At 65.2% G+C, this 19,625-nt stretch carries 17 protein-coding genes; 4 read left to right on the top strand and 13 right to left on the bottom strand.

All coding sequences use genetic code 11. The annotated features are described in order from the left end of the window. The first annotated feature begins 244 nt into the window (after positions 1 to 244). Entirely contained in the window at positions 245 to 1,369 is a 1,125-nt protein-coding gene (locus tag GUY30_RS14185; RefSeq protein ID WP_167198876.1) for a GmrSD restriction endonuclease domain-containing protein, read from the top strand. 200 nt (positions 1,370 to 1,569) lie between these two features. After that, the gene (locus GUY30_RS14180; protein WP_167198873.1) at positions 1,570 to 3,171 is read left to right on the top strand and encodes an AMP-binding protein; all 1,602 of its coding nucleotides are present in this window, start codon (positions 1,570 to 1,572) and stop codon (positions 3,169 to 3,171) included. A gap of 18 nt (positions 3,172 to 3,189) precedes the next feature. On the opposite strand, the gene GUY30_RS14175 is transcribed toward GUY30_RS14180, so the two are convergent. The 5 genes from GUY30_RS14175 to GUY30_RS14155 form a co-directional block, all read right to left on the bottom strand. Further along, positions 3,190 to 3,639 (bottom strand): PaaI family thioesterase, encoded by a 450-nt coding sequence (locus GUY30_RS14175; RefSeq protein WP_208091431.1) that lies wholly within the window; start codon positions 3,637 to 3,639, stop codon positions 3,190 to 3,192. A gap of 152 nt (positions 3,640 to 3,791) precedes the next feature. Then, a complete protein-coding gene (locus GUY30_RS14170) occupies positions 3,792 to 5,021 on the bottom strand; it encodes a calcium:cation antiporter (RefSeq protein ID WP_167198870.1) in 1,230 nt (409 codons plus the stop codon). A 250-nt stretch (positions 5,022 to 5,271) separates the two neighbouring features. Further along, on the bottom strand, positions 5,272 to 6,504 hold the full coding sequence (locus tag GUY30_RS14165; protein WP_167198867.1) for a M20 metallopeptidase family protein: 1,233 nt from the start codon (positions 6,502 to 6,504) through the stop codon (positions 5,272 to 5,274). A 2-nt stretch (positions 6,505 to 6,506) separates the two neighbouring features. After that, positions 6,507 to 7,640: an amidohydrolase family protein gene (locus tag GUY30_RS14160; protein ID WP_167198864.1), complete on the bottom strand. Its 1,134-nt coding sequence runs from the start codon at positions 7,638 to 7,640 to the stop codon at positions 6,507 to 6,509. 25 nt (positions 7,641 to 7,665) lie between these two features. Continuing rightward, positions 7,666 to 9,018: a type I glutamate--ammonia ligase gene (locus GUY30_RS14155; protein ID WP_228281381.1), complete on the bottom strand. Its 1,353-nt coding sequence runs from the start codon at positions 9,016 to 9,018 to the stop codon at positions 7,666 to 7,668. A gap of 211 nt (positions 9,019 to 9,229) precedes the next feature. Between GUY30_RS14155 and GUY30_RS14150 the strand changes: the two genes are divergently transcribed. Continuing rightward, positions 9,230 to 10,147, top strand: a complete 918-nt coding sequence (locus GUY30_RS14150; RefSeq protein WP_228281379.1) for a MurR/RpiR family transcriptional regulator — start codon at positions 9,230 to 9,232, stop codon at positions 10,145 to 10,147. Between the two features lie 71 nt (positions 10,148 to 10,218). Here GUY30_RS14150 and GUY30_RS14145 read toward each other — a convergent pair whose 3' ends face one another. The 8 genes from GUY30_RS14145 to GUY30_RS14110 all read right to left on the bottom strand — a co-directional run bounded on the left by GUY30_RS14145 (position 10,219) and on the right by GUY30_RS14110 (position 18,781). Continuing rightward, complete coding sequence (locus tag GUY30_RS14145) at positions 10,219 to 12,453, bottom strand: Orn/Lys/Arg family decarboxylase (protein WP_167198855.1); 2,235 nt, start codon at positions 12,451 to 12,453, stop codon at positions 10,219 to 10,221. A gap of 91 nt (positions 12,454 to 12,544) precedes the next feature. Then, positions 12,545 to 13,864, bottom strand: a complete 1,320-nt coding sequence (locus GUY30_RS14140; RefSeq protein WP_167198852.1) for a class-III pyridoxal-phosphate-dependent aminotransferase — start codon at positions 13,862 to 13,864, stop codon at positions 12,545 to 12,547. After that, complete coding sequence (locus GUY30_RS14135) at positions 13,864 to 15,300, bottom strand: APC family permease (RefSeq protein WP_228281377.1); 1,437 nt, start codon at positions 15,298 to 15,300, stop codon at positions 13,864 to 13,866. Before GUY30_RS14135 ends, GUY30_RS14140 begins: the two co-directional genes overlap by 1 nt. 31 nt (positions 15,301 to 15,331) lie before the next feature. Next, complete coding sequence (locus GUY30_RS14130) at positions 15,332 to 15,583, bottom strand: DoxX family protein (protein ID WP_266096028.1); 252 nt, start codon at positions 15,581 to 15,583, stop codon at positions 15,332 to 15,334. Between the two features lie 267 nt (positions 15,584 to 15,850). Beyond that, positions 15,851 to 16,417 carry an NADPH-dependent FMN reductase gene (locus GUY30_RS14125; protein WP_167198846.1) on the bottom strand — a complete coding sequence of 189 codons (567 nt, stop codon included), beginning with the start codon at positions 16,415 to 16,417 and terminating at the stop codon, positions 15,851 to 15,853. Further along, the gene (locus GUY30_RS14120; RefSeq protein ID WP_228281375.1) at positions 16,414 to 17,565 is read right to left on the bottom strand and encodes an LLM class flavin-dependent oxidoreductase; all 1,152 of its coding nucleotides are present in this window, start codon (positions 17,563 to 17,565) and stop codon (positions 16,414 to 16,416) included. The genes GUY30_RS14125 and GUY30_RS14120 overlap by 4 nt, the downstream gene beginning before the upstream one ends. Before the next feature lie 62 nt (positions 17,566 to 17,627). Continuing rightward, on the bottom strand, positions 17,628 to 18,074 hold the full coding sequence (locus GUY30_RS14115) for a MarR family winged helix-turn-helix transcriptional regulator (RefSeq protein WP_208091430.1): 447 nt from the start codon (positions 18,072 to 18,074) through the stop codon (positions 17,628 to 17,630). A 227-nt stretch (positions 18,075 to 18,301) separates the two neighbouring features. Continuing rightward, complete coding sequence (locus GUY30_RS14110) at positions 18,302 to 18,781, bottom strand: DoxX family protein (protein ID WP_167198843.1); 480 nt, start codon at positions 18,779 to 18,781, stop codon at positions 18,302 to 18,304. A gap of 300 nt (positions 18,782 to 19,081) precedes the next feature. Here GUY30_RS14110 and GUY30_RS14105 point away from each other — a divergent pair, with 300 nt between their 5' ends. After that, the gene (locus tag GUY30_RS14105) at positions 19,082 to 19,615 is read left to right on the top strand and encodes a MogA/MoaB family molybdenum cofactor biosynthesis protein (protein WP_167198840.1); all 534 of its coding nucleotides are present in this window, start codon (positions 19,082 to 19,084) and stop codon (positions 19,613 to 19,615) included. The last annotated feature ends 10 nt before the right edge of the window (positions 19,616 to 19,625 follow it).

Genomic DNA, 19,625 nt, shown 5'->3' with positions numbered 1-19,625 from the left:
TTCGGACCCGGTCGAGCAGGGCAGAGACGACTGATGAGCATTGCCCACCTGAGGGTGTGCGGACGGCAGGACTCTGACCCTGTAACGAATGGGTCACTTTGTCGCCTGCCCCGTACCGCACCCGATCCTCTCGACCTACACTGGTCGAAGTGGATCGAGCAGCGGCCTATTCGTCGCCTCGGTCCACGACCACGTCTGAACCACCTCGCTCGGCCCGAGCACGCACCTGTGAAAGACCCTGCACATGCCCACTTCCCCGAAACGCGCCCTGAACCGGGCAGCCACATCGCGTCTCCTGCCGGCGCTCGCCGCAGTCGTCGCCCTCGGTCTCCTCACCGGATGCGCCGAGGCGGCCGAGCCGACCGTCGACTCTGCGGCCTCCAGCACGGCCGACCCCACCCCGACTCAGGACACCTGGCAGTCGAGCGACGAAACATCCACCTCAGCCCCGACCGACACCAACGGCGAGGATGGGGGAGACGAAGGCCAGGCAGGAGCCGCGAACCCGGGCACCGCCTCGGCGATGTTGGACGAACTCGCTGTCAAGGGCCGGGCGCCGAAAACCGGCTACGACGGTGACCTGTTCAAATGGCGGTCGGACACCGACCACAACGGCTGCGATACCCGCAATGATGTGCTCCGCCGCGACCTCACGGACATCACGCTCAAGGCGGGCACCCGCGGATGCGTCGTGCTGGCCGGAACGCTGGCTGACCCCTACGCCGGTGAGACCTACGACTTCGACCGCAGCTCGAATGCCGTCGACATCGACCACGTCGTCGCCCGCTCGAACGCGTGGCAGACAGGTGCGGCGAAATTCGACGAAGAGACCTTGAAGGAGTTCGGCAACGACCCACTCAACCTGCTCGCCGTGAGCTCGAGCCTCAACCGGCAGAAGGGCGACGGCGATGCCGCGACCTGGTTGCCGCCGCACAGGTCCTACCGCTGCGAATACGTCGCCCGCCAGATCGCCGTCAAACACAAGTACGAGCTGTGGGTGGTCCCGCCGGAGAAGTCCGCGATGCAGCGCGTCCTCGATACGTGCGATGACCAGCCCGCCTTCACCGACGATGCCGACTGGCCCGGCCCCGGCGACGGTGACAACGTCACCACGAAGGAAGAGACCCGCCCGGCGAAGCAGAAGTCCTCGAGCTCGGGATCATCGAGTTCATCGGGCTCAGGCTCGTCGTCGAGCGGTTCAGCAGGCGGGTCGTCAGCCGGATCGTCGTCCAGTGGCTCCTCGGACGCGTCGACCGTCTTCGAGAACTGCACAGCCGCCCGCGAAGCCGGCGCCGCACCCGTCCACCGCGGAGACCCCGGATACGGTTCGCACCTCGACCGCGATGGTGACGGAGTCGCCTGCGAATAGAACCGCCGACCACCTCGGCAGCACCACCTCGGCGGGACCACCTCGACGGGACCACCTCGGCGGAGGTGGAGCTCGGGGGTGGTGTGTGGTGGAGGTCACCGCCTCGGTAGTCTGGAGGTCGAACAGGCTCACCCCACGCCTTCGCCGGCGCCAAGCCTGCGGCAGGTGAGAACACTCCACCGACGAAGAGGAGAATCCCTATGTCCGGACTCGATACCGCCCTGACTCCGCTGCGCTTCCTCGAGCGTTCGCTCGAGGCTCACCCCGACCGGGAAGCGATCGTCGACGGGCCACGTCGCTTCACTTATCGGCAGATGGCCGAGACCGTGCAGAACCTCGCCGAAGGGCTGGTCAAGCGCGGACTCAAAGCCGGGGACACGGTTGCGGTGCTCGCCCCCAACAGCGCCGAGGCGCTCATCGCCCACTACGCGGTACCGTTGGCCGGCGGTGTGCTCGTCATGCTCAACACCCGACTGGCCCCGCCTGAGGTCGAGTACATCCTCGGCCACAGCGAGGTGAAGTTCCTCTTCGGCGATGCCGGACTCCTCCAGCCGGTCATCGACGCCGGAGCCGCGAACGCGGTCGAAACCATCGTCGTCCACCCCGACGAAGACGGAACCCCTGGCAAGGTCACCGCGACGGATCTCAACGTGGAAGCGTATGCCGACTGGACCGCCTCGGCGCCGGAAACACCCCGGGCTTACGAAGTCGAGGACGAGACCGCGACGATCACCGTCAACTACACCTCGGGCACGACGGGGCGGCCGAAGGGCGTCATGTACACCCACCGCGGGGCGTATCTGAACTCGCTCGGCGAGGTCGTCACGCAGGATTTTGCGGCGCTGACTCGATACCTGTGGACGCTGCCGATGTTCCACTGCAACGGCTGGTGCACGACCTGGGCGCTGACCGCGGTGTCGGGCACGCACGTATGCATCCGCGCCGTGCGCGGACCCGAGGCGTGGCGACTCATCGACGAGGAGAAGGTCACCCGCATGGCCGGTGCCCCCGTCGTGCTCAACACCATCGCCGGGGCCAAGGAGGCCCACGACCTGGGCGGTTCGCTGTCGATCACCACGGCCGGCGCCCCGCCGTCGCCGACGACGATCGCCCTGCTCGAGGGGCTCGGCATCGAGGTCATCCACGTCTACGGACTCACCGAATCCTATGGCCCGTACTCCTCATGCGAACCGCAGCCCGAATGGACCGGCCTGCCGGTGGAGGAGCGCGCGAAGCTGAAATCCCGGCAGGGGATCGGCATGATCAGCGCCGAACGCATGCGCGTGGTCGAACTGCGCGCCGATGATGTGCTCACCGACGTGCCCCGCGATGGGGTGACGATGGGCGAGATCGTCATGCGCGGCAACAACGTCATGAAGGGCTACCTCAACGCTCCCGAAGCCACCGCCGAGGCATTCCGCGGCGGCTGGTTCCACACCGGCGACCTCGCCGTGATGCACGAGGACGGGTACGTCCAGATCCTCGACCGTGCCAAAGACATCGTCATCTCCGGCGGCGAGAACATCTCCACCATCGAGGTCGAGCAGGCCATCGTCGCCCACGAATCCGTCGCCGAGGCGGCCGTGGTCGGAATGCCCGACGAGAAGTGGGGACAGCGACCGTTGGCCTACGTTGTTCTGGGGCCCGGCACCGAGGTGGCCGAAGCCGACCTCATCGCGTTCGTCAAGACCCGCATCGCCTCCTACAAGGCACCGGCCGGAGTCGAATTCGTCGAAGAGCTGCCGACGACGTCGACCGGCAAGATCCGCAAGAACGCCCTGCGGGACATGGCCGGGAACTGAGGCCTTCCACTCTCGCCTCTATTGCGCGTCTGTGGGAAGCGGGACGTTCTGGAGCCGCAGCTGACCGCGGGCGAGCACCTTCTGCGTCGCCGAGTCGGTGATGACGACGTCCCACAGCTGCTGGCTGCGACCCTGGTGGAGCGCCTCGGCGGTGACCGTGACTCGTGCGGCCGAGGTCGGGCGCAGGAAGTCGGTGGCGTTGTGGACGCCGACGGCGAACTCGCCGCGATCGGCCACCGCCGTGCTGGCCCCGATGCTGCCGGCGCTTTCGACGATGGTGGCGTACACGCCGCCGTGGACGACGCCCCACGGAGTGTGATGGTTCTCGTTCAGGTCGGCGTGTGCCCGCACCGAGGTGGCGCTGACCTCATCGACGACGAGTCCGGTGGCCGCGACGAACCGGCTCGAACCTTCGGGCGAGACGTCGGGCAGTGGCGCAGAGGCCTGCGAGGAAGCGTCGTGGTCCATGGATTCTCCTTAGTACAGGGCATAGCCGGAGGCTGATTGAACGTTCGGATTTCAGCCTACCCGTGAGAATTCGCTGCCCGCGCTTGCCGTCCCGGCGTCGTGCGGGCTCTCTTTGACGTCGTGCTTGCCATCTCCGGCGTCGTGCCGGCAGCTCACGCGAAGAGTGCGAGACCGAACATGACGAAGATGATGATGTGAGCGGCCCCCTGGACGGCGGTGACCTTTTTGCCGGCGAATCCGATGACGGAGACCAGGAGCGTGATCGCCAGGAGTGCGAGGTTGATCGGCGACTCGGCGAGTACGATCCGCTGATCGGTGAGCATGCCGATGACCAGCACGGTCGGAATCGTCAGTCCCACCGTCGATACCTGTGCGCCGTGGCAGAGGTTGCTCACGCGCTGGATCTCCCCGTTCCACGCCGCACGCAGCGAGGTGAGCGTCTCGGGCAGGAACACGATCATCGCAATGACGACTCCGGACAACGCCACCGGAGCACCGAGGCGGCCTAGGCCGTCATCGAGAAGCGTGGCCATATCGTGGGAGAGCAGGACGATCGGCAGCACCGTGGCGACGAGGAGGACCAGCCGAAGGATGATCTCCACTCGATGGGTCGAGAGGATCTCGACGATTCCCTGAGGTTCGCTCTCAACCTGGCCGGCCGCCTCGGGCCGGCGCGATTCGGCCTGGTGGGCCGCCTCGGCGGGTGAGGGGTGCGTCGTTCCGACAGTCGATGAGGCGTCAACGGAGACCGCACCGACAGGGGCCACCTCGGTGAATTCGTTGGCCTGGGGCCCCATCTGCCGATAGAGGAAGAAGGCGTAGGCGCCGACGGTGACGACGATGATCGGGATCTCCTGCCAGATCTCGTAGGCGCCGTCGGGGGCGCCGATGAGGGCGGGCACGGCGAAGGCGAGAGCGGCGAAGACGACGATCATGACCAGGTAGTTCGAGACGCCCGTGCGATTGTGGGTGAGTGCGCCGTGGCGCAGTCCGCCGACCATCAGGCACAGGCCGATGACGGCGTTGAGGATGATCATCGACACCGCCATCACCGAATCGCGGGCGATCGTCGCGTGATCGCCGGGGCCGAGCAGGACCGCGGCGATGAGGATGACCTCGATGAGGCAGATCGAGATCGTGAGCACGAGTGAGCCGTAGGGATCGCCGAGACGGTTCGCTAAGTGTTCGGCTTCGGTGACGACTCCGAAGGCGCAGATGAGAATAACCGCGATGATGACGAGAAGTGCAGTCACAAGCAGCGGTGCGGGCACAGGCGGTGCGAGCAGGTGACCTGCTACGAGGAGTGCGAAGTAAGTTCCCCAGCCGAGGAGGAGGCGGATGATCGCGGTGAGGGTGATGATGCTACGCGGTGCGGCGGTCATGACGGTCTGTTCCAGTTCTCTGAGGCCGTCCTCATCGTGGTGCGAAGCGAACGGGTCGTCCCGATCGTCACTGTGTTTCCAGGGTACTCAATCCCCCGAGGTGGTCCAACTCGACCCGACCGTGCTCGCCAGATGCTCTCCACTCAGCTCAAGAAACTGCGTGGCAGCGGAGCAGGTTGCCAAAGGCGTTCTCGGAACTTTGGCTGCTCGCGCGAGGGTGGGGTCGTGTTGCACGCTGTGTGCGCGACTCCTACTCGAACGCCGTACCGAGGAGCGACTCGGCTCCGGCCAGGTAACCGGCGATCATCGCCCGCGCCACGTCGAGCACCGACCGCTCAGGCGGCAGATACCCCGCGTTGTGGAGAGAAGCCTGCGGCTGACCGGTGCCGACGAAGCTCATAGCCGAGGGGACGGTCTCGGAGAAGAACGAGAAGTCATCGGCGCCCAGCGACCGCATCGGTGACGCCACGGTCGTACCGAGGGCCTGAGCCCGTGCGGTGAAACGTCGTGCCAGGTCAGAGTCGTTGATGAGCACCGGTTCCCCATCGACGATCGTCACATCGGCCTCGAGGCCGTAGGCTTGCGCGATCCGCGTGGCCATGGTTCCGATCGCCGCCTGAATGTCCGTCCTCTCCTGCGCCGAGGTGGTCCTCACGGTGGCGCGGATGCCTCCGTTGCGGGGCAGCACGTTCGCCGCCCCATCACCGACGCTCATCGTCCCGACACTGACCACGGCCGCCGACATCGGCCCGATGGTCCTGCGGACGATCTCGGGCAGCGACAGCGCGACGTTCGCAACCGCCGCCACCGGGTCGGAGGCATTGTGCGGATAGGCCCCGTGACCGCCGCGACCGTGCACGGTGATGTGGACTTCGTCCGCCGCCGCATTGATATAGCCCTCACCGATCGCCACCTGACCCAAGGGCACCCCTGGGTGATTGTGGACGCCGATCATTCTGGCGATCGAAGCGGTTTCTAGCCCCTTTTCCGAAACGATGTCGAGAGCACCGGAGGGGTAGGACTCCTCGCGAGGTTGGAAGACCGCAGCCAGGGCCGTCGGCAGCGCTTGGCCGGTGCGTTCACCGAGCTCAGGGATGGCCCGAATGACGGCGACGAGCGCGGCGATATGCACGTCATGCCCGCACGCGTGCATCGCTCCGTTCGTCGAGGCGAAGTCCGCTCCGGTCGCTTCCTCACCGGGCAGTGCATCGAGCTCGGCACGGATGCCCACGGCGGGACCATCCGCGGGTCCGACGCGGCCGATGCGACCGGTTCCCGCGATCGCGTCCAGGGCCATTAAGGGGGAGAGCTCGGCCTCGATGACCCCGGCCGTCGCTTGCTCCTGACCACCGAGGTCGGGGCAGGAGTGAATGCGGCGGCGAAAATCCAGTGCATGGTCGAGATCGGCCTCGACCGCAGCCAGCCACGCGGCGCCGAACTCCGCGGACCGTTCGGTCGAGAACCGCTCCTGCCTGATATCCATACTCACCAGTCTTGCCCTGCTTCGTTCGTTGCCAGGCTGTAAACCCGACTTGCGTTGCCTGCTCCGATCATTCCGGCGATGCGGCGAAGCTCATCCTCCGGCCAACCATGCCTAGTCGCCCAGTCGTTGAGGACCCAGTCGAGTCCGTCCTTGAAGAGGATCGCCCCGAGACTGTAGAGCTCGGCAGCTCCCCACGCGTCGGAAGAGAACAGCGCCTTATGGAAGGGCGTGAGTTCAAGGGATTCGGCGATCACCTGAGCAGCCTGGGCGCCGGTGTAGTTGATGGCGAGGCCGACATCGGCATAGACATGCTCGAAGCAGTGCGCCAAATACCCGGCCTCGCGATGATACGGATAGCAGTGCAGCAGCATGACGCTCGCCCCCGAACCACGGCTGAGCCGCAGGAACTCGGTGAGCAGGAGCGGGTTGCACCGATGCAGGTCGACGTCCGGATCGCCATAGCCGATGTGGAATTGGATCGGCACCGTCCGATCGACGGCTTCCCAGATGAGGTGACGGATGATCGTCGCGTCTTCGAGGCGCACGGGGCCGTCGACACTCGCTGTCGTCCACTCATGGACCGCTGAGTCGACCTCTTCGGCGGTTGGCCGCTTGGGATCGAAGTCGAGGCCTATGCGGTAGGCGGCGATGGACTTCACTCCGACCGCGGTGCGCAGGCGCGCATCGAGTTCATCGGTGAAGACGGACCGGAAGTCGCTGGCGGAGACCCCTGCTTCCACGAGCTCTTCGGCGATGCGTTCGAGGCGGACTACCTCGAATACCCGGGTGCCGGAACGCACACCCATCTGTCGGGGTCCGAGGATCTCGTCCCCGCGGTGTCCGGTCTCGATGAGGAGGGTGTCGTAGCCGTGCCCGGTCAGCAGCCGTGTATTGACCTCGACCGCGCCGAGGCGGGTCCTCTCTGCGATGTAATCCTCGGGAACGGCGAAGGCCGGGAGCCCCAAAAGTGGGGCGCAGTACCGTCGGATCATGAAGCCGAGTTGGGTGTCGAAGAACGTCGTGCCGGAAGGGCTTGGACGGTCGGACTCGGTGATGAGGTCTTCGAAGGCCCCGCGATCGAGATCGTGTTCGAGTACGCCGTGGCAGTGGTGGTCGACGAGTTCCAGCTCGTTCATCCAGTCGAATTGCACGCCGGCGTCCTCAGTAGAACTTCCGGTAGGCGGCGCACTGCTGTGAGGGTTCGAGGTCGCCGAACTCGGCGATCTCCGCACGCTTGACGGCCAGGTAGGTTGCCAGCAGTTCGGGGTGGAACCACTCACGTACCACGTCATCGGACTCGAGGTGGTCGATGGCCTCGCGCAGGGACGTCGGAAGCTGACCCTCGGCGCTGACGGCGGCATCGGGATCACCGACGACCACCTCGGCGGGTTCGAGATCCTGACGAAGCCCCTCCATGCCGGCCTTGAGCAGGATACCCAGCAGGAGGTACGGGTTGGCGCCGATGTCGCCGCCGCGGAACTCGAAATGCAGCTGCGGACGAGGATCCGCACCGCCGATCTCGTTCGTGGGCACGATCCGCAGCAGCGCCTCGCGATTCTGCAGGCCGAGGAACGAGGCCGCCGTCGACCAGTTGTGCGGGCGCAGCCGCTGGTAGGACACGACGAGCGGGGCGAAGATCGCGGTCAGCGATGGGGCGTACTTGACGATTCCGGCGGCGAACTTCGCGGCCTTGACGGAGATCCGCCCGGGACGATCCGCGTCGAAGACCAGAGTCTCGCCGTCGAGGTCGTTGAGACCGAAATGGACGTGGACTCCCGAACCTCCGTCACCGGCGATCGGGACGGGGGTGAAGGTGACCTCCCTGTCGTGACCGGCGAAGACCGCGGCGACGGTATCGCGGACGAGCACGGCACGGTCGGCCGCGGTGAGTGCCGGGGCCGGGGAGACGGTGAGTTCGAACTGGTTGGGAGCGTATTCGGGCAGCCAGTTCTCCGGTTGAGCACCCATCTCTGCCAGGGCGGCCATCGATTCCGAACCGATCGGTTCGAGGGCGCGGTGGGCCTGTAGGGAGAACGGCTGAGTCGGGGCAGTGTTGCCGAGATCGGTGAATTCGTGTTCGAAGGCGGCGTTGACCTGGATGCCGAATTCCTCCGACAGCTCTGCGATTGCCTGGCGGAGGAATGACCTGGCATCCCCGTGCCAGGGTGTGCCGTCGGTGTTGACCTGGTCGGAGAACACGATGGTCAGCGGAGGCTGGCCGGGGATGAGGGTCGTCCGCACGGCGGAGTCGAAGTCGGGAAGGAGTCGGAGGTCACCGGAGGAGTCGAAGGGGATATCGTCGGTGATGTGACCACTGGGGCCGATGCCGAGGTTGGCCGGAACCCATCCCACGGACGTCGAGGTCTTCAGCGATTCTGCTCGAACCGCACGGCCGCGTGTGTGCGCGGAGAGGTCGGATGTGGCGAGGAAGACGAGTTCGCCGGGTCCTGGCCGAACGCTCTCGTGCAGCCACTCATGACAGTCCAGGTCCCCAGAAGTGGGTTCATTGCTCACGGTGTGACTCCTTGTCCGAACTTCGGTGTTCGCTCGTGGCTTGCGGGCTGAAATCGCAGGACGATCTGAGGCGATCCCAAAGAATGTAATGAATAATATCAAGTTTGAAGATACGGTCAATATTTGTAATGAGAATTTCAGAAAATTCTTCTCCTGCCTCGTGATCGCGTGAGAACACAGTACAGTCGGGAGGAGACAGAGAGGCGATGAGATGATACGCAAGGACGCGACCGTCGAGGAAGATCCGGACGTGCAGGATTCGCGAGGCGAGGACGGACCGAGCCTGGCGGTGGGCCTGCGTGCCGCCATGCCGACATTCACCCCGGCAGAGAAGAAGATCGCCCGTGCGATCCTCGCCTCCTATCCGTTCTCCGGACTCGAACCGATCTCGAGCCTCGCCGACTCCGCGGGAGTCAGCGCCCCATCCGTTGTCCGCTTCGCCCGGACGCTGGGATTCAACGGCTATCGGGAGTTCCAAGAGAGGCTGCGCCAGGAGATCCGCGTACGCGAGGAGTCGAATCTCTCGCAGGCTGAGACGCGTCCGCGCGGTCAGGAGCCGCAGTTCGATGCCGCACGATCCGCCTATCATGCGGGGATTGACCAGACCTTCGACTCGGTGATCGGTGACGACCTCGACCGCACCGTCAGACTGCTTGCGCAGACGAAGAGGTCGGTGGTCTTCCTTGGGGCAACGTACTCGGGGTTCATCGCGGACATCTTCCACGCCCAGTTGGCCCCTGCGAGGTCGGGCACGATGCGGTTGGCGGCGAATCCTCTCGTCGCAGCCGGGCAGCTCCTCGACCTCAAGCGAGGGGACATCGTCGTCGCCTTCGATGTCAGACGCTACGAACCCCGAGTCACAGACGTCGTGCGCACGGCCAAAGAGCTCGGTCTGGCGACGATCGTGTTTACCGATCCCTGGATGTCGCCGGCAGCTGCCTTGGCCGACCATGTACTCACCGCCGACGTCCGCGCAGCGGGTCCTTCGGACACGATGGTGCCGATGCTGGCACTAGTCGAAGCGGTGAGCGAACTCGTCGTGGTAGAACTCGGTCAGGCAGGGGTCGACCGGTTGGGACGCCTCGACCCGCTGCGGCTGCGGCTCGGAGGCACGGCCAACCACGGGTGAGTGCCATCCAGGCACAAATGTGACCGGCAGCGGTCCGCGTGCGGCCGCCACCGGTCAGACCGCCGTTGGACTCAGCTCTCCTCGATGACGCAGGCCACGGTGTTCCCCCCACCGGACGTGGCCGTCAGCCCATGGGTGATTCCGTTGAAACCGGGGTAGCGGCGCGCCAGCTCGGCCTCGGCCTTGAGGTACTCGACGATCTTCGGACTCACTCGTTCCCCGGGTACGAGCAGCGGGATGCCGGGCGGGTAAGGCGTGAGCAGGACCGCGGAGATGCGTCCCCCGAGCTGCGAGATCCCGACGTGCTCGATCTTCCCGCTGGTCGTCGCCGCCCAGGCGTCGGTCGGCGGGAGTGCGACCGCAGGTTCCTCGAGGTAGATGTCGGTGGTGAGGTTCGCGAAGTCGTGCTCGCGATAGAGCTCGTGGAGCCGCTGGCAGAGGTCCTTCAAGCCCAGTCCCGCGTACTGCGGTGACTCCGCGACGAACTCCGGCATGATCTCGTCGATGCGGACGTTGCTGTCGACGGCACTCTTGAACCGGTGGAGTTCGGCGATGAGTGTGTTCCACCGTCCCTTCGTGACTCCGATCGTGAAGAGGATGAAGAGTGAGTAAAGACCGGTCTTCTCGACGACGACTCCGTGTTCGGCAAGGTACTTCGACAGTACCAGCCCGGGGATGCCGAATTCGCCGAATTCGCCGTCGATGCTCAGCCCCGGAGTCGTCAGGGTGACCTTGATCGGGTCGAGCATGGCGAAGTCCTCGCCGATCTCGCCGAAACCGTGCCAGTTGTCGGAGGCACTCAGCTGCCATTCGGCGCGTTCCGCCAGTCCCTCTCTCGGCGGGGTGTCCGGTCCCCAGACGCCGAACCACCAGTCTGAGTCGGCATGCTCGTCACCGATGCGGATGATGGCCCGGCGGAACTCCATTGCCTCGGTGATGGTCTCTTCGACGAGGGCATGACCGCCGGGTCCGCGCATCATCTCTGCGGAGACATCGCAGCTGGCGATGATCGAGTACTGCGGACTCGTCGACGTGTGCATGAGGTAGGCCTCGTTGAAGATGTCGCGGTCGAGCTCGGTCTCCTCGGAGTTCTGGACGAGGATCTGTGAGGCCTGCGAGAGACCGGCCAGGAGTTTGTGCGTCGACTGCGTGGCGTAGACCAACGACTTCTGCGTCTTCGCAGTCCGTTCATCGACGCCGTGCATCCCCTTGTAGAGCTCGTGGAACCGGGCGTGCGGGAGCCATGCTTCATCGAAGTGGAGGACGTCGACATAGCCGTCGAGGGTCGACTTGATCTCCTCGGCGTTGTAGACGACCCCGTCGTAGGTGCTCTGCGTCAGGGTGAGGATGCGCGGGGTCACGCTCTTGTCGGTGATGGCCGGATGGGCCCGGATCTTCTCTCCGATGGCCTCGGGGGAGAACTCGCTGCGGGGGATCGGGCCGATGATCCCGGCGCGGTTCCTGGTCGGCCAGAGGTAGATCGGAATCGCCCCGGTGAGGATGATCGCATGGAGGATCGATTTGTGGCAGTTGCGGTCGACGAGCACGACATCGCCGGCGCTGACGGCAGAGTTCCAGACCACCTTGTTGGAGGTGGAGGTGCCGTTGGTGACGAAGAACAGGTGGTCGGCGCCGAAGGTCTCGGCGGCCCTGGCCTCGGACTCCGCCACGGGGCCCGTGTGGTCGAGGAGCTGTCCGAGTTCTTCGACGGCGTTGCACACGTCCGAGCGGAGCATGTTCTCACCGAAGAACTGGTGGAAGACGGTACCTGCCGGTGACTTGAGGAAGGCGGTGCCGCCCGAGTGCCCGGGGCAGTGCCAGGAGTAGGCACCGTCGTTCGAGTAGTCCATCAGGGCCTTGAAGAAGGGCGGCGCCAGGCGTTCGACATAGCGGGTGGCCTCCCGGTGAACGACCTTCGCGACGAACTCGGGGGTGTCCTCATAAGCATTGATCACGCCTTCGATCTCGGCGAGGACCTCCGTGGAGAGGCTGCGTGCGGTGAGGCTTTCTCCGTAGAGGAATACCGGGACATCGGCGCTCTGGGAGCGGATCTGCCCGAGCAGTTCCTGCAGTGCATCCGACGAGTTCTCTACGCCCGTCGCGGCGTGGCCGGTGATCCGATCGACGATGATGAGCAGGCCCGACTTGTCGTTGAGGAGCCGGGCCGACTGGAACGGCGTGATCTCGGTGACGGCGGTGCCCAAGGCGGTCAGCGACCGCTTGACCGCCTCTAAGGGATCGGCATGGTCGGTGTCGGCCGCGCTGTGGTCGGAGACGACGGCGAGGGTGAAATCATTCTGGCTCATGGGGTTCCTTCGCTGTGGGTCGGAAATCACTGGAGGTCGGTGATCGGCGGGTGCGGGGGCGCGCCGATCGAGGCGCGGTCGGCGGGCTTCGTCACCAGCCGGCGAACCGGTCGAGTACCTCGGCGGGCACTCGCCCGGACACGACATCGTCGAGGGCGCCCAAAATGATCTCGATGCCGCGGTCGAGGTCGTACGGGGCGATCTGCAGCGGTGGGCTGATCTCAAGGACATTATTTCGCACAACGTAGACGACGACACCGAGTTCCCAGGCCCGGTAGATCGTCAGCGCGGCCAGCTGCCCATCATCAAGTTGCGAACCTGCCGGGGCACGGAGCTCGACACCGAGAAGGAGCCCACGTCCGCGGACCTCGACGATGGAATCGACTCCCGCCCGTTCGCTGCCGCGGTAGTCGGCGATGCGTTCACGGGCACGTGGTCCGAGTGAGTCGACCTCCTCGGCGAGGGCTGGATCGGTGGCGAGATCGAGGACAGCATCGGCGGCCGCGGCACAGATCGGGGCACCGGCGTTGGTCAACAGCGCCGAGGCGGGGGCGACGTCGAGGACGGCTTCGGGTCCGATGACGGCCGAGATCGGCAGACCGCCGCCCAGGGACTTGCCCAGGGTGACGATATCGGGCCGGATGTCCGAGGCCTCGAAGGCGAAGAGCGACCCTGTTCTGCCCAGGCCCGCCTTGACCTCGTCGAGGATGAGCAGCGTGTCAGTGGCCTCGCAGAGTTCGCGCAGCGTCGGCAGGAAGCCGGCGTCGGGCACCCGGACCCCGCCGTCGCACTGGATGGCTTCGGTGATGACGGCGGCGACCGTGCCTGACTTCAGCGCCTCGGTCAGCTGCGGGCGCAGCTGACTCAGCGCTGCCTCGGTGAGGGGATAGTCGAACACCAGTGACCCGGGACCGGGGGACTCAGTGATGCCGGAGACATCGCGGGAGGTGCCGAAGCCACCGTGGTAGCTGCCGGAGAAGGAGACGATTGTGGGTCGCCCGGTTGCGCGACGGGCAGCTTCGACGGCGGCCGTATTCGCGTCGCTGCCGCTGAGCCCGAGGTAGGCACGTTCGGGGTGCTTCACCGGCACCGTGTTCACCAGCCGTTCGGCCACCTCGGTGGTGCCGGTGACTGCTGCAGACAGTGCGGAGGAGCCCGCGCCGGTGAGAGCGGCACGGTGGACCGCCTCGGCGATGGTGGGGTTTCCATGCCCAAAGGCCGAGGCCGTCCAGCTGGCCGAGAGGTCGATGAGTTCCCGCCCCGAGGCAGTGCGCAGCCTCGCGCCGGATCCTCCGGAGACGACCAGAGGGAAGAAGCGCAGATTCTGGATATGGGCCAGCGCGGACTGGTCTCGGGCGTAGGCGGCTTCCTCGGTGGCACGCTGTTCGGGGGTGATCTCGGTGATGTCCATCAGTCGATGTCCTCCGCTGTGAGGCGGGAGCCGATGCGCTGTGCAAGGGCCGGGCGGCTGATGACGATGATCAGGCCGATGAGGCACCAGAGGCCGACGGCCCACGGGAAGTACGTGTACGGGGCCTCCTGGCCGGTCACCTGGATGACGTAGACGAACATGAGGTAGACGAGGCCGAGGGCGGGGACGATGATCTCCCATTTCGGGATCCCCGAGTTCGCTCGGAAGGTGTGCCGGATGACGCCGACCGAGGTCATGCCGTAGGCGACGACCATACACAGGGTACCCAGCGTCGCGTACCAGTAGTAGGCGTCGACGCTCGTGGCGCCGAAGACCCCGAGGCCGAGCGTCATCAGGGTGGTGAGGACGATGACGGTGGTCACCGAGGTGGTCGGAACCTTGCTCACGGAGTGCTGGCTGGCCAGCGCCGAGGGTCCGAAACCGTCGCGGGCAAGGGCGAAGAGGAGACGGGAGGCGGCGGCCGAGGAACTGAGGAAGGCGCCGAAGGCGACGAAGAAGGCGACGACGGAGATGAGCACAGCGAACCAGGTGCCGATGTAGGTCGCCGACAGGCTGGTCAGGGTGGATGCAGCGGTGGCGAAGGCTTCGACGCCTGCCGCGTCCGTGCCGAATCCGATGGTCTGGGCGAACATGACGAAGACGTAGACGATTCCGCCGATGATGACGGCCATGAGCAGCGAGCGCGGGATGATGCGCTTGGGTTCGGCGGTCTCTTCGCTCATGGACGATCCCGACTCGAAGCCTGCCCAGGAGAGGAAGCCGAACACCGAGGCGGTCATGATTCCCGACAGTGCATTGTCGCCGGGGGTGAGCACGCTGAGGTCGATGCCGGTGCTGACCGGGGCATGGCCGGTGCCGACACGAGCGATGATGACGATCGAGAGGATGATCATGGCCGCGATGCCGACGAAGCCGATGCCCAGCAGGGTCCGGGCCACCGTCGCGGATTCGCGTAGATTGAGCGCCAGGGCGATGACCCCGACGATAAGGGCGACGATCATCCACATACCGGGTGCCAGGGTGACGCCCATCTCCGAGAGCATCGCCTCGAAGAAGACTGCGCAGGCACCGAGAATGCAGGCGGCGAAGAAGATGTAGGTGCCCAGGAGGGCGAAGCCGCCGAAGAATCCTGCGCGCGGCCCCAGGGTGATCCCGGCCAGGGCGTAGACGGAGCCAGCGTGAGTGATCTTGCGCAACAGCCTGATGAAGCCGTAAGCGACGAACAGGGTGCCGAAGAAGGAAACGAGGAAGGTGAACGGGACGGCCTTGCCGACGAGGCCGGCGACCCCGATGCCGTTCAGCGCCATCGCCATGACCGGGCCCATGAACCCGATCGAGATGGCGGTGACTTCCCAAGTGTGCAGTGGCCTCTTCAGTGATGTGCCGGCCTCTTTGCCGGGCTTCGTGTCTTCCACGGTTCGTCCGTTCTTCCAGGCAAATGTAATTTCAGTTACACAATAGGTCATGTAGTCCAGAAATGTAACCAAAATTTTCGATGGATTTTTGTCTGCCGTGGCGGAGCGGATGCCCGGCGGCCGTGAATGGCATCCGGGCCCGCACCGGGATGGGATCATCCCGGTGCGGGCCCGCGGCGGCGATCAGCAGTGTGCCTGCGGCCAGTGCGCCGAGGATGAGCAGCACGCCGCCGATGAGTTCGACGAAGGTTGCGAAGGGCGCTGCGGTGTCGGGGAGGGGCACTCCCATCTGCGAGAACGAGTCCGTGGTGCCGGCGACGGTCCCTCGTTGAACTTCTGCCAGTCGTCGGCGATGAAGCGCCGAGGGTGATTCGGGTGATGGCGGTGATGATGTCGCGGGCGATGGTCGGAAATCCGGTCGTCGCGTACATGCTGAACTCTGAGGTTGGTTGAAAGTGCAACCACGCGTTGATAGGTGAACATGGCAGCGTACTGAGAACCGACCATTCGGTCGCCTGCGACAATCCCGAATCTGGCCGACCGTGGCCGCTCAGAACCCGTAGGCGGCGTCCCGCTCCTCCCGGATCGATGCGAAAGTGCGGGTGAGGACGACCGTGTCCTCGACGAGGCGGTCGAGGCGCTGCACCACGTCGTGGCTGACGATCTCGCCGCGGTGCAGGTCGCTCTCCTCGATGAACACATAGGGCTGGACGACCTGCGCCTTCATATAGGTCAGGATCGGCAGCAGGTGCTGAGCCGGGATGAGATAGTGCTTCGACGAACCGGCCGTGGCGATGACGCCGACGACCTTGTCGAGGAATGCGCTGATCGGCAGCAAGTCGAAGACGTTCTTCAGTGCCGCCGGGATCGAGGCCTGGAAGATCGGGGTGCCGATGATGATGGCATCGGCGTCCATGAGCTCCCGGGCCACCCGACCGGCGTCGCCGGTGTACTCGGTGAAGTTCCGACCGTCGGCGAAGACCATGTCCGCCTCGGCGAGATCGATGACGCTCAACTCGATGGTCGGGTCGTAGGAGGCGACCGCCTCGGCGAGGTGATCGATCACGGCCCGGGTCTTCGTCCCGACGTTCGAGCCGGACAGCAGAATCATCTTCATCGGATGGCCTCCTCTGCGGTGTACTTCTTCACGGAGGGCAGGATCTCGGTGCCGATGATCTCGATCTGCTTCATCACCTCCGCGTACGGCATCCCGCCGAAGTCGATCTGCGCGAGGTAGCGCTGATGACCGAAGACCTCATGCTGGTGGAGGATCTTCTCGATGATCTGCTGCGGGCTGCCGATGTTCGCAATCGACGCCGGGTGGACGCTCTGCGCGAAATGCTGCTTGGGCATGCCCTGCCCGTTCGTGCGCTTCATCCCCTCGTTGATATGCGGATACATTCCCGCCAATGCCTGCTGTGAGGTCTCGGCCGCGTGGAAGAAACCGGCCGTGGCGATCGGCAGGGTGGCCGGATCGAACCCGGCATGAGCGGCTGCGCGCCTATAGGCATCGACGGTGCCCTTGAACACCGAGGTGGTCCCGCCGAGGTGCGCCATGACCATGGGAACCCCGGCCAGTCCCGCCTTCACCGCGCTCGCCGGCGCTCCGCCGACGGCACGCCAGATGCGCAGCGCCTGCCCGGTGGGGCGGGGGAGGACTTCGGCGTCGTTGAGCGGCGTCCGGAACTGACCGGACCAGGTCACCTGCTTCTCGCGGTTGATCTGGAGCAGCAGATCAAGCTTCTCCTCATACAGTTCTTCGTAGTCGCGCAGGTCATAGCCGAGGAGTTCGAACAGGCCGATCCGGGAGGCGCGACCGGCGACGAGCTCGGCACGACCGCCGGAGATGAGATCGATCGTCGCGAAGTTCTCGAACACGCGAACCGGGTCCGAGGTCGACAGGATCGTCGAGGAGCTGCCGATGCGGATGGTGTCCGTTGCCTGGGCGATGGCTCCGAGGATGACCGCGTGGGCCTGCGAGGCGAAGAACTCCTGATGGCTCTCGCCGAGGCTGAAGAAGTCGAGTCCGGCATCCTCGGCGGCCTGGGCGTAGCCGATGAATTCGTGGATGCGCTGGCCGGCATCGACGCGAGATCCGTCGTGCGGGTCGGGCAGATGATCGCCGAGGCTGTAGATGCCGAACTGCAGTCCCTGGCCTCGGTCGAAGCCGAATTCCTGCATATAGTTCGGCTGCTGTGACGGCTGTGATCCAGCCGTTCCGGAATGCTGTGACGGGGTGGTGGGCAGCTGCGCGGACTCGCTCAAGGTGTCTCCTCGTGACGGCGACGAAAATGTCATTTGCCATGTCAACTGAGAACGCGGAGCGATTATTCCCGACTGCTCCCGCCGCGCTTCCGGCTGGTGTCGTAGAGCTTCTTCATCAGTGCGTGCAGCTGCACCTTCTCGTCCTCGCTCAATGACTCGTCGAAGAGAGATGACTGCTGCTCCAGTTGCGAGGGAAACGCGCGCTCGAGGAGTTCGCGGCCTTTGTCCGTCAGCGAGATGTGTTTGGTTTTCCAGTCCTGTTCGCGGGAGATGAGGCCCTCGGTCTCGAGCCGGGCGAGCATGCGGGAGATCCCGCCGCCGCTGACGGTCAGTCCTTCGGCGAGGGCGGACTGCGTGATCGGTTCGAAATTGCGGATATGGGCAAGGGCCTCGAACTGTGCGACGGTGAGTCCGAACTGACGCAGGTGGTCGTTGGAGAGCTGGTTGCTGTTCTGGACGAAGCGGACCATGCGCAGCCAGATGAGCGTGCTCTGGCTCAGGTCCTCCACCGCTTCTCCTTCTGCTGACTGCGTACCGGCCGCTGACAACACGGCCGCCCCGATTCGTTCTCACATTACCTGCGCTGCGCGAGGGGTCGGGAACGGCCCGCGGCGAGGTGCCGGCTACGGTGGGCGAAATGGTCACGCTCCCTTGAGTCTTCTGTGACCATTTCGCCCACCTATGGCCGTGCTTCCGCCAGGCCTGGTTGTGCCAAGTGCCTGGCGCCTACGCAGGCTCAGGCGTCTGCAGGCACTGTCTGTGAATCGCTTGCGTGCTTGCGCCCCTTGCCTGGCTTACCGGCGAAGAGGAAGCGGTCGATGCTCAGTCGGCCGGGACCCGCGGTGGCAATCAGAAGAGCACCTGCGGCGAGGGCTGCGACGAGCTCCCAGCCTCCCTGATCGACGAACGGGGTCGGGGTGAGGTGGACGATGATCAGGGCGCCGATGACATTCGCTGCCAGCAGGAATCCGACGATGGGAGTGAGCGCGCCGAGGATGAGCAGTGCTCCGCCGATGAGTTCGACGAAAGTTGCAACCGGGGCCGCGATATCGGCCATCGGCACTCCCATCTGCGCAAACGAATCGCTCGTTCCGGCGATGGTCCACTCATTGAACTTCTGCCACCCGTGGGCGATGAAGATCGCGCCGAGGCCGATCCGGGCAATGAGAGTGATGATGTCGCGGGCAGAGGTCGGCAGTCCGGTCGTTGCGTACACGGTGATCTCCAAGATTGGTTGAAATTGCAATCACACGGTATGTGCCGAACATGGCAGGACGCTGGCAACAACCGCCAACGAGGCAAAGCGGCGAGAGCAGCCCTCGGCGATTCGTCCCTTGAATTGCCTTCTCTTCCCGAGACCCGGGGTCGTGCCGTTTCTGGTCATCCCCGACCGGAGTGGGACAATGGTGGCAAAGACCGTGCCTCGTGGGTGAGCGCAGGGATCGCGAGCAGGCGCACCTGCCAGATGTGCTGCCTGCAGGCGCAATTGAAACTGAATTGGGAAGAGGACAGATAGGTGAGCGAAGAGAACAGCGAACTCCTCGGAGCGGGACGCAAGGCTGCCGTCATCATCGCCTCCACCTCGGCGGCCAGGGGAGAGGCTGCGGACACGACGGGTCCGATCCTCGTCGATTGGCTGCGCGGCCGCGGTTATGAGACCCCCGACGCCATCGTCGTCCGGGACGGCGAACCCGTCGGTGAAGCGCTGCGAACGCTCCTCGTCGACACCCCGGAAGTCGATCGTCTTCGTGTCATCGTCACCAGCGGCGGGACCGGGCTCGCTCCCGACGATCGCACTCCGGAGTTCACTGCCGAACTCCTTGAACGACAGTCGCCGGGCCTCATCTATGCGATGTGGCGCAAGGGTCTCGAATCGACATCCTCGGCGGTGATGAGCCGCGGAGTCGCGGGAGTGCGCGGACGCAGCTTCGTCATCAACTTCCCCGGGTCTAAGGGTGGGGTCAAGGACGGAATCACCGTCATCGATGACCTCCTCGAGCACATCCAGACCTCCGTCGAGGACACCACCGACCACGGTCCCCGGGTCTGAGAGAGGAACG

The organism is Brevibacterium pigmentatum (assembly GCF_011617465.1).
GTDB classification, from domain to species: domain Bacteria; phylum Actinomycetota; class Actinomycetes; order Actinomycetales; family Brevibacteriaceae; genus Brevibacterium; species Brevibacterium pigmentatum.
The sequence above is the reverse complement of the archived record's forward strand: the minus strand, read 5'-3'. Positions and strand labels throughout refer to the sequence as shown.

What these genes read in the sequence shown, in the direction of transcription:
- GUY30_RS14125 (WP_167198846.1), bottom strand. Translation starts at nt 16,417, where the DNA reads ATGAAGATGATTCTGCTGTCCGGCTCGAACGTCGGGACGAAGACCCGG.
- GUY30_RS14170 (WP_167198870.1), bottom strand. Translation starts at nt 5,021, where the DNA reads ATGACCGCCGCACCGCGTAGCATCATCACCCTCACCGCGATCATCCGC.
- GUY30_RS14165 (WP_167198867.1), bottom strand. Translation starts at nt 6,504, where the DNA reads ATGGATATCAGGCAGGAGCGGTTCTCGACCGAACGGTCCGCGGAGTTC.
- GUY30_RS14185 (WP_167198876.1), top strand. Translation starts at nt 245, where the DNA reads ATGCCCACTTCCCCGAAACGCGCCCTGAACCGGGCAGCCACATCGCGT.
- GUY30_RS14150 (WP_228281379.1), top strand. Translation starts at nt 9,230, where the DNA reads ATGATACGCAAGGACGCGACCGTCGAGGAAGATCCGGACGTGCAGGAT.
- GUY30_RS14140 (WP_167198852.1), bottom strand. Translation starts at nt 13,864, where the DNA reads ATGGACATCACCGAGATCACCCCCGAACAGCGTGCCACCGAGGAAGCC.
- GUY30_RS14160 (WP_167198864.1), bottom strand. Translation starts at nt 7,640, where the DNA reads ATGAACGAGCTGGAACTCGTCGACCACCACTGCCACGGCGTACTCGAA.
- GUY30_RS14180 (WP_167198873.1), top strand. Translation starts at nt 1,570, where the DNA reads ATGTCCGGACTCGATACCGCCCTGACTCCGCTGCGCTTCCTCGAGCGT.
- GUY30_RS14145 (WP_167198855.1), bottom strand. Translation starts at nt 12,453, where the DNA reads ATGAGCCAGAATGATTTCACCCTCGCCGTCGTCTCCGACCACAGCGCG.
- GUY30_RS14175 (WP_208091431.1), bottom strand. Translation starts at nt 3,639, where the DNA reads ATGGACCACGACGCTTCCTCGCAGGCCTCTGCGCCACTGCCCGACGTC.